Origin of the sequence: Hominisplanchenecus faecis (assembly GCF_020687205.1) — a bacterium.
Lineage (GTDB): Bacteria > Bacillota > Clostridia > Lachnospirales > Lachnospiraceae > Hominisplanchenecus > Hominisplanchenecus faecis.
In genome coordinates, this window is sequence record NZ_JAJEQE010000027.1 from 1 (window position 1) to 12,501 (window position 12,501).

Annotated in this window: 7 protein-coding genes; all 7 read left to right on the top strand. The window is 45.0% G+C overall.

Annotation, left to right across the window (positions count from 1 at the left end; translation table 11 throughout):
• Positions 1-231 precede the first annotated feature (231 nt).
• The 7 genes from LKD42_RS08775 (at position 232) to LKD42_RS08805 (ending at position 12,489) form a co-directional block, all read left to right on the top strand.
• On the top strand, positions 232-1,245 hold the full coding sequence (locus LKD42_RS08775; RefSeq protein ID WP_248835458.1) for a DnaJ C-terminal domain-containing protein: 1,014 nt from the start codon (positions 232-234) through the stop codon (positions 1,243-1,245).
• A 471-nt stretch (positions 1,246-1,716) separates the two neighbouring features.
• The gene (locus LKD42_RS08780) at positions 1,717-6,918 is read left to right on the top strand and encodes an NPCBM/NEW2 domain-containing protein (RefSeq protein WP_248835459.1); all 5,202 of its coding nucleotides are present in this window, start codon (positions 1,717-1,719) and stop codon (positions 6,916-6,918) included.
• Positions 6,919-6,965: 47 nt separating this feature from the next.
• Entirely contained in the window at positions 6,966-8,318 is a 1,353-nt protein-coding gene (locus LKD42_RS08785; protein ID WP_248835460.1) for an SPFH domain-containing protein, read from the top strand.
• Between the two features lie 12 nt (positions 8,319-8,330).
• Entirely contained in the window at positions 8,331-9,401 is a 1,071-nt protein-coding gene (locus LKD42_RS08790; protein WP_248835461.1) for a TFIIB-type zinc ribbon-containing protein, read from the top strand.
• A gap of 12 nt (positions 9,402-9,413) precedes the next feature.
• Positions 9,414-10,244, top strand: a complete 831-nt coding sequence (locus tag LKD42_RS08795; protein WP_022118296.1) for a TPM domain-containing protein — start codon at positions 9,414-9,416, stop codon at positions 10,242-10,244.
• 143 nt (positions 10,245-10,387) lie between these two features.
• Positions 10,388-11,725: a TrkH family potassium uptake protein gene (locus LKD42_RS08800; RefSeq protein WP_248835462.1), complete on the top strand. Its 1,338-nt coding sequence runs from the start codon at positions 10,388-10,390 to the stop codon at positions 11,723-11,725.
• 116 nt (positions 11,726-11,841) lie between these two features.
• Positions 11,842-12,489: a potassium channel family protein gene (locus LKD42_RS08805; protein ID WP_022118298.1), complete on the top strand. Its 648-nt coding sequence runs from the start codon at positions 11,842-11,844 to the stop codon at positions 12,487-12,489.
• Positions 12,490-12,501: the final 12 nt, after the last annotated feature.

Here is a 12,501-nt window from a genome sequence, read left to right on the forward strand (position 1 = left end):
TCGGGGCGGGTCCCAAGGTCTTTCATCCACCTATGAGCAAGCTCATGTGGATTTAGACCTTTTGACCCTGGCATCATCATATCATATTGAATAAAAAAGCTTTCGGATATTTCTGTAAAATCAGATCAGATAGAATATTCTGGTGAATGAAGACCCTGAGATGACAGACATGGCATTTCAAAAGAAACGTTATGGATATAAGATTTGACATGATCAGAGGAGGAATCAGAAATGGAAGAAAGAAAAGATTATTATAAAATCCTTGGAATAGATAAAAACGCAGATGAAAATACAATCAAAAAAGCATACCGTAAACTGGCAAAGAAATATCATCCGGATACCAATGCCGGAAATGCACAGGCAGCCGAGAAGTTCAAACAGATCACAGAAGCCTACTCGGTACTTAGTGATCCGGAGAAAAAGAAAATGTATGACCAGTTCGGCAGTGCCGATTACCAGGGCGGTCAGGGACCGTTTGGCGGGGCAAATGGCGGATACCAGGAGTTCCATTTTGATGGCGGTGACATGGATGATATCCTGAAAAATATCTTTGGCGGCGGATTCTCCGGCCGCAGTGCCGGAGCAGGCGGCGGAAGCAGATCTTATCATTTCGGCGGCGGATTTGGAGACGGATTCTCAGGCGGAAACAGTGGTTTCGGCGATGGATTTTCCGGTACAGGCAGTAGCTTTGGCGGCAGGGGCAGTGACCTTCACGCCGATATCACCGTCAGCTTCGATGAAGCAGCACTTGGTGGTGACAAGGTGATCAATCTGTCGGATCCTTCAGCACCGGGCAGAAAGCAGTCCCTTAAGGTTCATATTCCGGCAGGTATTGATGACGGTCAGAGCATCCGTTTAAGAGGCAAAGGTCAGATGGGCAGAAACGGTCAGGCAGGAGATCTGCTTCTGAAAGTTAAAATCGCAGAGAAACCGGGCTTTGAACGAAAAGGCATGGATGTTTACACGACCGTCAATGTTCCGCTTTCCACGGCAGTCCTTGGCGGCGAAGCGAAAGTCCATACGCTCTACGGCGATGTGATCTGCAAAGTAAGGGAAGGCACACAGTCCGGAAGCAAGATTCGTCTGCGAGGCAAAGGTATTGTTTCCATGAAGAACCCGCAGGTACACGGTGATCATTATGTGACCGTCCAGGTACAGGTGCCACGGAACATTACTCCGGAAGCCAGACGCAAACTGCGTGAGTTTGAGCAGGCATGTGGTATCAGAAACAGTTATGCAGGATAAATATGAAAATGAAAAGTATAAAAGCGATCGTAAGTTTTACGATATGCTGATATCAGAGCGGATAAGGGAAAGATTGTAAAGGCATAAGGAAACCTTGTAATTGTATAAAAAAAATAGAAAGTGCAGCATACAAAAAGGAAGAAGAGTATGCTGCATTTTTTATGTCAACAGGGAAAAGCTAATAAATCTGCATCCAGGCTGTCGGATTTAGATATTTTGTGGATTTATCAGGAAATGATATTGAGATTAACTGGACAAAATGACGAAAATATAGTATTTTTTTAGTAGGTATTAAACTAAAGATGTCACAAGAATGGTTTTGTGCTTCCTATTTCAGTCATTCTGCCTGATATTTTTTGAAATACTGCAAATAAGAGGTGAGCAAAGAAAAGGAGGATAACATGAAAACAAGAAAAACATTTTCAGTCATGCTGGTGATCTGTATGCTGCTGTCACTGGTGTTTCCCAGTAGTGGGGGGGGTGTCAAATGCAGCCTCAGCTTCTGATAAGGTAACAGTTATTGATGTCACACAGTATGGGGCTGATCCGACCGGAGTAAAGGACAGTGCCGAAGGCATACAGGCAGCTATCGAGGCAGCAAAAGAAGTGACAGGACCGGTTGTATTGGATTTCCCGAAAGGGGAATATCAGATTTACCCGGATCATGCACAGAAACGGGAACTATATATTTCAAATACTTTAAGCCGTAATAACGGTGACCGTGGCACGTACAAAATGAAAAATATCGGTATTCTGCTGGAAAATATGGAAAATGTGACACTGGAAGGAAATCAGTCCAGTCTGATCTTCCATGGCAAGATGATGATGTTTTCCACGATCGGATGTAAAAACATCAGAATCCAGAATTTTGACACCGATTTCCAGGTACCGTCGGTAGTCAGTGTAACAGCAGAAAAAGTAGAAGGCAATACAGCGATTTTATATGTTCCGGAATGTTATAATTATTCCGTAAGCGGAACAACCGTTACCTGGAGCAGCGATGTCAGCCCATACACCGGACAGGCATACTGGAGCTATACGAACAATGTCGGACATGTACAGGGATTTGATATGACAACCGCTACCCTGACTACTTCCGGCGATAAATTTTTCAACAACGTACAGAGCATGGAAAAACTGGACGGACATCGTCTGAAGGTGACTTACAATTCTGCACCATCCTTCAAGGCAGGATATGGTCAGCAGATGAGAAGGACTACACGTGATCATTCCGCAGCCTTTTTCTGGGAGAGTGATGGTGTGACGATGCAGCATGTCGAACTGCATTTTCTGCATGCATTTGGTGTGGTAGGACAGCTTTCCAAAAACATTACACTGGATGATGTAAATTTCCGCAACTATGAAGGAAGCGGAAGAACCGGCGTTGGTTCTGCTGACTTTGTGCAGATGTCCGGCTGCGGCGGAACAATCCGCATTGTGAACAGCACATTTGAAGATCCGCAGGATGACCCGATCAACATCCATGGAACATTCTTACAGGTAACAGAACGAATCTCTGATAATAAGTTCAAAGTTCACTATCAGCACCACGAAACTTCCGGTTTTCCGAACTATTATGTAGGAGATGAAGTAGAGTTTGTTTCTAAGGGAACACTGCTTCCAATCGACGGGGCAAAAGCAAAAGTAACCGGAGTGGTAGGTCCGGACGGACATGGCGGAACCATGGTTGCCGGAAATGGTGACAAAGCCGATGCTTCCAAAACGGATCTGGATACGATCATTGTAACACTGGATACAAATATGCCGTCTTCCGTCTCTGCAAATGCAGCAGCTCTGGAAAATATTACTTATACACCGAGTGTTGAGATTGAGAACAACGTATTCCGTGAGATGCCGGTACGTGGTATTCTGGTGACAACCAGAAAACCGGTCGTGATCCGCAACAACGAATTTGATAACGTAGCCGGTGCAGCCGTTTACATTTCCGATGACGTAAACAGCTGGTACGAGTCAGGACATGATGAAGATGTTCTGATCGAAGGCAATGTATTCAGACGCTGTGGTGTCAACCAGAGTTCTTACAGTGCATTTATCCAGTTTGATCCGACCAACAACGGAGCAGCGGAACCGGTACATAAAAATGTAAGGATCAAAGACAATACATTCTATTTTACAAACGGAACCAGCAATATTATTAATGCAAAGAGCGTAAACGGACTGACCTTTACCGGAAACAAAGTTCTGCGTTTCTCTGTAAATGAAAAGGCAAACCCGGCAAAAACCACACTGGCGATCGGCGAGAGCGTTGCCATGAATGTTTCTGCTGTGGAAGGTGCAAATATCAATGCATTTACTTTCAACGGATGCCGCAACGTAAATATTTCTGATAATATTTATGATAAAGGCGTGACACGCAGAGTCAATATCACGAATATGCAGAACAGTGAAGTGAAAATCGGTGAAAACGAAGGCGTAAGCATCGGCAGTGGCACACAGCCGGCAAGCGAAATGATCTATGTCAGCAGCGATCCGGAAGTTGTACGTGTGGATGGCACCGGTCATGTGACAGGTCTGAAAAAGGGAACAGCAACCGTGACAGCTTATGAGCTGGTCGGCGGACGTAAATTCCAGGCAGATCCTGTGACCTTTACGGTGACAGATCAGAGCATCGGAACCGTGACAGCAGTGAAAGTGCTTGCAAAAGATCTGACCGTGAAAAATCCAAGCGACGGCGGCTACAGTGTCAGCGGTGACAGCGTGACCATCAAAGCAATGGGACAGGGACTCTGGGCAATCCAGACAGCCAATAACGTGATCGTAAGCGGTGAAAATGTAAACCGTGGTGACGGAACCTTCACAGCCATCGTCAAGATGAGCGGCAAGACCGTCAACAACTGGGACGAAGCAGGTTTGTTTATCTACAAAGATGATGATAACTATGTGGCAGTCGAGAGAAAACATGGCACGAACAGTCCGAAGGTTCATGTCGTGACCGAAGCAAACGGAAGTGCAAATGAAGATCAGAACACAGAAAATCCGAATGCAGAGGCAATCTGGCTGAAACTGGAGAAATCCGGAAATACCTTTACCGGATATTGCAGTGTTGATAAAGAAAATTGGACAAAAGTAGGAAACAGCATCACAAACGATAAAATCGGCAATTCCTTTGGCGTGGCACTGGTTGCCGGTACCGGAAACAGCACAAAAGGAACCGCATTTACCTTCTCAGACCTGGAGGTCAATGGCAAAGCAGTAGCACTGACCGAAGATGCAGCAACCGGAGGAGAGAGCGGAAATATTGAAAATCTTGCAAAAGTAAAATCAGGAAATGCGATTCTGGAGAGTGCATCTGTATCCGGTGTATCCTTCCCGACATTCTCATCTGAGACAAAGAGCTATGTGACAACTGCCGATAAGAATGTAAAGAGTGTAAAGATTTCTCTGAAAGCAAAAGATGAAAATGCAAAAATCGAAATCTGCCGAAACGGTGTCGGTAATGGTGTCGGACTGAAAAATGTCAATGAGATCGTATCCGCAGAAAACGGCAAAAACCAGATTACAGAGCAGGAAGTTGCACTTGTGGCAGGCTTAAATATCATTACAGCAAGAGTAATCGCAGAAGACGGAACAACACAGGAGATTTATCGTTTCCTGGTCACACGTACCGGAGCACAGGATGCATCCATCGGCGGCATCAGCGTAGATGACAAAGAAGTGGCAGGTTTTGATGTTTCTGAAAAATCCTACAGTGCATCTTTGACAAAAGGGCAGACCGAAGTCAAAATCGCTCTGAAAAATCTTGGCGAAGGTGCAAAAGCAGTTCTGAATGTAAATGGAAAAACATATAACCCGCAAGAGAGCATTCCTGTTTCCGGCGATAACATGACCGTTGGTATTGCAATCACACCAGACGGCGGCGTAACAGAGCACTACAGCCTGAGTTTGCGTGTACCATCTGACAGCAATGCAAAACTGGAAAAAGTACAGTTTGGCAGTACCATCCAGAGCAATGGAAACTTTAATGCAAATCTCAAAGAGTATACAGCATCAACCATGACAAGAACTTCCAGGGTAACGTTTACCGCACAGGAAGCAAATGCAAAAATTACTGTAAAATGCAACAATGTAACTGCTGCAACCGGAACGGGAAGCGTAGAGACTTCTGTAACGATGAAAAAAGGAAACAACCAGTTACAGGTTACAGTAGAATCTGCAGACAAGAGCAGAACCGAAACCTATATCTGGAGCGTCGAAGGCAAGAGCGAAGTTTACCTTTCTGATTTAAGTTACGAGAGCAATTCTGCAACTGGATGGGGTTCCATCATGAAAGACAAATCTGTAGACGGAAATACACTGACACTTTATGACGGAAGTCAGGAGAAAACCTTTGAGAAGGGTATGGGTATTCATGCGACTGCAAATCTCTATTACAATATTGAAGGTATGGGCTTTAAGAAATTTACATCTTATATGGGCGTTGACCGTGAAGCAAACCAGGATGGAAATGTAAAATTCAATGTTTATACTGATAATAAACAAGTTTACACAGGTGGAGCTGTTACGAGAGCATCTGAGATGGCAAAATTGGATATTTCTGTGGAAGGTGTCAAGATCCTCAGATTGAACGTGGATCAGAATGGCAGCGACAGCAATGATCACGCAGATTTTGCAGACGCAAAATTCATCACAGAGCTGGCAGATGACACCACTCCGGAAACAGTAGCCGTAACTGGAGTTACATTGGATAAGAGCACAGCAAAACTGACAGCAAAAGGTCAGACAGTAGATCTTACTGCAACAGTAGCACCGGAAAATGCAACAAATAAAAAGGTAACGTTTACAACGAGCAACGAAAAAGTAGCAACCGTAGATGCAAACGGAAAAGTAACCGCAGTAGCAAATGGAAAAGCAACCATCACCGTAACGACCGAAGATGGAGAGAAAACAGCAGCCTGTGAAGTGACTGTGGAGATTCCAAGTGTACCAGTTCCGGCACCGGAAGAACTGGTGAATGAAGTGAAAAATGAAATCGCAGCAGCAGAAGGCAGGAAAGAAAGTGACTATACAGAAGAAACCTGGAAAGTTTATGAAAAAGCACTGAATGCAGCGAAAGAAGCCGTAGAGCAAAAAACAGCAACTGAAGAAGAGATGCAGCAGATTTTAACAGCTCTTCGCAATGCAGCCTCTGCACTTAAGAAAGAAACACCATCTACGGAAAAGGAAACACCATCTACAAATCCACAGACACCGGAAACTCCAAACGATGGTACGGTGAAAGTTGGTCAGGTGATCAAAGCAGAAGGTCAGTATGGAGTGTTTACTTATAAAGTAACCGGAAAAGACACGGTAGAGGTAAAATCTATCACTGCAAAAGGCAAAGCAAAGAAGAGTGTGAAGATCTTTGATAAGATCAAGGCATCCGGAAAAACATGGAAAGTAACCAGTGTGGCAGCAAATGCATTAAAAGGCAACAAGAAGATGGAAAGTCTGACAATTGGAAAAAATGTCAGAAAGATTGGAAAGAATGCCTTTGTAAATTGCAGAAAGCTGAAAAAAGTTACTATTAAGAGTAAAAAGATCAATACCATTGGAAAGAATGCGTTTAAAAATATAAATAAAAAAGCAACGGTCAAAGTGCCGAAAGCACAGAAGAAAAAGTATGCAAAACTTTTGAACAAAGCGAAACTTTCCAAAAAGGTAAAGATAAAATAGTAAAGGGAAAGTAACAGAAACAAAAGGAAAGAAAGGGGTAAAATATTATGGGACTTATCAGAGCAGCCGTCGGAGCAGTCGGCGGAACAATGGCAGATCAGTGGAGGGAGTTTTTCTATTGTGAGGCAATGGATGCAGATACCCTGGTTGTAAAAGGACAGAAGCAGGTGGGAAGGCGGTCCTCAAACACCAAGGGCAGTGAGAATATCATCTCAAACGGTTCCGGTATTGCAGTTGCAGACGGTCAGTGTATGATGATCGTTGAACAGGGCAAAATTGTGGAAGTTTGTGCAGAACCGGGAGAGTTTACTTACGACAGCTCCACAGAACCAAGTATTTTTACCGGAAAACTGGGCGAAGGTCTGAAAAAGACCTTTGCCACCTTCGGAAAACGTTTTACCTACGGCGGAGATACCGGAAAAGATCAGAGAGTGTATTATATCAATACAAAAGAGATCATGGATAACAAATTCGGCACGGCAAATCCGTTTTTGTTCCATGTAGTGGATCACAATACCGGACTGAGCCGTGACGTACAGGTCAGATGCAACGGTATCTATTCTTACCGCATTACCGACCCGATCCTTTTCTATAAGAATGTCTGCGGAAATGTAGAGATGACTTACGACAGAGAAGAGATCGACGGACAGTTAAAGACAGAGTTTATCTCCGCACTGCAGCCGGCATTTGCACAGCTGTCAAGACTGGAGCTTCTGCCAAGTGATATCCCGGCACATGCGGGAGATCTCGAAGAGGCGATGAACGAAGCACTCACCAAAAAGTGGGCGGAAAAACGCGGTATTTCCGTGGTATCCGTAGCGATGAACCCGATCACCCTCAAAGAAGAGGACCTCAAGAAGATCCAGGAAATCCAGGATGCTGCTGTTCTGAGAGATCCGACGATGATGGCGGCAACGCTTGGCAGTGCACAGGCAGAAGCCATGAAAGCAGCCGCATCCAATCCAAACGGTGCGATGATGGGCTTTATGGGACTGAATATGGCAGGAGGAGCCGGAAGTGCCAATATCCAGGATCTTCTCCAGATGGGAAATCAGAGACAGCAGGCACAGAGACAGCAGCAGTATATACCGGAAGAAAAACAGGCACAGCCGATGCGTCCGTCCGCACAGGCAGGAAGCTGGCAGTGCAGCTGCGGAGCTGTAAATACCGGCAAATTCTGCATGGAATGCGGAACAGCAAAGCCGGAAGAGGGCTGGAGATGCAGCTGCGGGGCACTGAACAAAGGTAAATTCTGCAGTGAATGCGGCAGTCCGAGACCGGCAGCAGCAAAAAAATACCGCTGTGATAAATGTGGATGGGAGCCGGAAGATCCGACAAATCCGCCGCGTTTCTGTCCGGAATGCGGAGATCCGTTCAACGATGGTGATATTGTACAGTAAGGGGATGAATCTATGGCAGATATCAGAGAATACAAATGCCCTGCCTGTGGCGGAGCAATGGAATTTGACAGCAAAACTCAGAAAATGAAATGCCCTTACTGTGATACGGTTGCAGATCTGTCCGACTTTGAAGAAACGCAGTCGGAGAAAACAGCTTCCAAAGAAGGGGCAGAACAGGGAGAAACACAGGAAGCAGCAGAAGAAGGAGCAATGATGCTCTACGTGTGCGAATCCTGCGGTGGTGAAATCCTGGCAGATAAGACGACCGGTGCCACGAGCTGTCCGTACTGCGGCAACAAAGTTGTTATGAAAGGGCAGTTCGACGGTGCCTTAAGACCGGATTACATCATTCCGTTCAAGAAAGATAAAAAGCAGGCAAAAGAAGCATACCGGAAACATCTCGAAGGCAAAAAAATTTTGCCGGGCGTCTTCAAACAGCAGAACCACATTGATGAGATCAAAGGCGTGTATGTTCCGTTCTGGGTGTTTGATCTGAAAGCAAAGGCAGATTTCTCCTATCATGCGGAAAAGACGCGTGTATGGGTGTCAAATGATATTGAGTACACAGAGCATGAGAATTTTGAAGTAAAAAGAGCAGGAACGGTAGAATTTGAAAAAGTTCCGGCAGACGGATCAAAAAAGATGGATGATACGCTGATGGAATCGGTGGAACCATATGATTTTAAGGAAGCAGTGCCGTTTCGCATGGCGTATATGGCAGGCTATCTGGCAGACCGCTACGATGTGCCGAAAGAGGAGTGCATCGGGCGTGCGAAAAAACGTATCCGGAGAAGCACAGAACGTGAATTCCGAAATACCGTTAAAGGTTATCATGTGATCGATCAGGAAAAAGCAAATATGGAGATCAAAGACCAGGCAAAGTATGCTCTCTATCCGGTATGGATCTTAAATACGACCTGGAAAGATAAAAAATACATTTTTGCCATGAACGGTCAGACCGGAAAGATTGTCGGTGATCTTCCGGCAGACAATGGAGCATTCTGGAGATTTGTTGCCATGTGGGGAGCAGGGATCGGACTTGTCCTTTATGCACTGCTCTGGGTTTTCATGGTGTTGCTGTAAGGAGGTGGCGAGATGAAGAAAACAAAAATGAAAATCATGTCTCTGCTGCTTAGTATGGTATTATTTTTATTCGTACCATTTCTGAATCTTCAGGCTGCAGCGGATCATCCGGCAAGACTTGTTGACCAGGCAGAGCTGCTCACGGCAGAAGAACAGCAGCAGATCCAGGCAAAACTGGATGAAGTCAGTGAATTGCATCATTGTGATGCAGTGGTAATGACCGTTAATTCACTGGAGGGAAAAACGGCAACCGAATACGCCGATGATGCATTTGATTACGATGGCTATGGACTTGGCGAAGACAAAGCAGGGATACTTTTCCTGGTGGATATGGGCGACCGCAACTGGGCAACAAGCACACATGGTTATGCGATCACGGCATTTACGGATGCCGGACTTAGTTATATAGAAGAAAAGTTGGTATCCTACCTTGGTGATGGTGAGTACGCAGAAGCATTTAATTGTTTTGCAGAACAGTGCGACCGTTTCCTGACACAGGCAGAGACAGGCGAGCCATATGATGTAGATAATATGCCGCAAGAGCCATTTGCCTATGCATTCTGGCTGGTTGTGTGCCTGGCAATCGGATTTGTGATTGCACTGATCACGGCATCGATCAAACGTTCCAAACTGACTTCCGTTGTGAAGCGGACCACAGCAGAAGAATATATGAAAAAAGACAGTCTGAATCTTACCGTGAAACAGGATCGCTTTATTAATAAAGTGGTTACAAGCCGTCCGGTTCCAAAAAATGATAATGATTCACACAGTGGAGGCGGCGGAAGCAGCACGCATGTCAGCTCATCCGGTGAAGTACACGGAGGTCACAGCGGAAAATTCTAAAGAGTGAGTATACCTGCGAAAGTGTGATACATTTTTGCAGGTATCTTTATATAATTTTAATGTGGATAAAAAATTGTTAATACTATTTTTAGGTACATGGTGTTATGATAGTCATGAAACAGAACTGGGAGACAAAAAGAATCATGAAGATAAAGAAAAAAGCCGGACACCGGCATATGACATCGTTTCAGATCATTATACTGGGATTTATGGGAGTGATCCTGGCAGGGAGTTTGCTGCTGATGCTTCCGTGGGCATCCAGAAGCGGAAGATGGAGTTCCTTTTCTGATACGTTATTTACTGCAACATCAGCAGTCTGTGTAACAGGGCTGGTTGTGCAGGATACAGCAACTTACTGGTCTGAATTTGGTCAGGTTATTATTTTGCTGCTGATCCAGATTGGCGGTCTCGGCGTTGTGACTGTGGCAGTATCGATCGCAACGATCGCCGGCAGGAAGATCGGACTGATGCAGAGAAGTACCATGCAGGAAGCAATCGCAGCTCCGAAAATGGGCGGGATTGTGAGGATGACTACTTTTATCTTAAAAACCTCGTTTCTGATCGAACTGATCGGGGCAGTTATTCTGTTTCCGGTTTTTTACAGAGAATTTGGACTTGGCAAAGGAATCTGGTACGCTGTATTTCATGCGATATCTGCATTCTGCAATGCCGGATTTGATCTGATGGGAGTAAAGGGAAAATTTTCATCCCTGACTTCTTTTGCGGCAAACCCGGTTGTGAATCTTGTGATTATGACACTGATCGTGGTTGGCGGTATTGGATTTTTTACCTGGCTGGATATCAAGGAGAATAAATGGCATATTAAAAAATACCGGCTGCAGAGCAAAGTAGTTCTTGGAGTCAGTGCCTTTCTGATCCTGGTTCCGGCGATCATGTTCTTTTTTTTGGAATTTCAGCATATGCCGCTGGGAGAACGGATCTGGAGTTCTTTTTTCCAGTCTGTGACAACAAGAACAGCTGGATTTAATACTGCTGATCTCGATAAAATGACAGATTCCGGAAAGATGGGAATGGTGCTTCTGATGGTGATCGGAGGATCTCCGGGATCTACAGCAGGCGGGATGAAAACAACAACCGCAGCGGTTCTGTTTGCCATGGCGATTTCCGTATTTCGAAAGAATGAGCAGGCACATCTTTATAACAGAAGAATTGCAGAAGAGACGCAGCGAAATGCCGCTACAATTTTTGTTTTATATATGATGCTGTTTACAGGAAGTGCGATGGTCATCAGCTATGTGGAAAAAGTACCGCTTGTGACGGCATTTTTTGAGACCGGATCGGCAATCGGAACGGTAGGACTTTCTCTTGGACTGACGCCGACACTTTGTCTGGCTTCGAGACTGATACTGATCTGTCTGATGTTCTTTGGAAGAGTCGGGGGACTGACGCTGATCTTTGCGACCGTTTCCGGGAAGCGGACGGAGTATAAATATCCGCAGGAAAAGATTACCGTAGGATAGGAGTATCCACCAGATACAGAGTGTGCTTGATTTGCAGGAAAAAGCAGAAAAGCAGGATATTTATGATGCGATCAAGATGAAAAATGAAAAAAGCTATAGATGGAGGAAAAGAAGACATGAAATCAATCTTACTGATCGGGCTTGGAAGATTTGGAAGACATATTGCGATAAAACTGGATGAACTGAATCATCAGGTTATGGCAGTAGACAACAATGAGAGCAGAGTAGAGGCAGTTCTGCCGTATGTGCGTAACGCACAGATCGGGGATGCGACCAATGAGGATTTTATCCGTTCACTTGGCGTGCGCAATTTCGATGTCTGCATTGTGGCGATCGGAGATAATTTCCAGAGTTCTCTGGAAACAACGTCTCTGTTAAAAGAGCTGGGAGCAAAGATGGTAGTCTCCAGAGCAGCAAGAGATGTACATGCGAAGTTCCTTTTAAGAAACGGAGCAGATGAGGTTGTATATCCGGAGAAACAGCTGGCATCTTGGACGGCGATCCGTTACAGTGCAGATCACATTTTTGATTATGTGGAGCTAGATGAAGAACATGGCATTTTTGAAATTTCCATTCCGGATGCCTGGATCGGAAAAACGGTTGGAGAACTGGACATCCGAAAGAAATATAATGTAAATATCATGGCACTGCGGTGCAACGGCGTGCTGGATATGAATATTGCGTCGGAAACTCTGCTTGGAGATGACCAGACCATGCTGGTACTGGGAAATATTAAAAACATCCAGAAACAGTTCCATATCTGAAACGAAAGAAGA

What these genes read in the sequence shown, in the direction of transcription:
- LKD42_RS08790 (WP_248835461.1), top strand. Translation starts at nt 8,331, where the DNA reads ATGGCAGATATCAGAGAATACAAATGCCCTGCCTGTGGCGGAGCAATG.
- LKD42_RS08800 (WP_248835462.1), top strand. Translation starts at nt 10,388, where the DNA reads ATGAAGATAAAGAAAAAAGCCGGACACCGGCATATGACATCGTTTCAG.
- LKD42_RS08795 (WP_022118296.1), top strand. Translation starts at nt 9,414, where the DNA reads ATGAAGAAAACAAAAATGAAAATCATGTCTCTGCTGCTTAGTATGGTA.
- LKD42_RS08805 (WP_022118298.1), top strand. Translation starts at nt 11,842, where the DNA reads ATGAAATCAATCTTACTGATCGGGCTTGGAAGATTTGGAAGACATATT.
- LKD42_RS08775 (WP_248835458.1), top strand. Translation starts at nt 232, where the DNA reads ATGGAAGAAAGAAAAGATTATTATAAAATCCTTGGAATAGATAAAAAC.
- LKD42_RS08785 (WP_248835460.1), top strand. Translation starts at nt 6,966, where the DNA reads ATGGGACTTATCAGAGCAGCCGTCGGAGCAGTCGGCGGAACAATGGCA.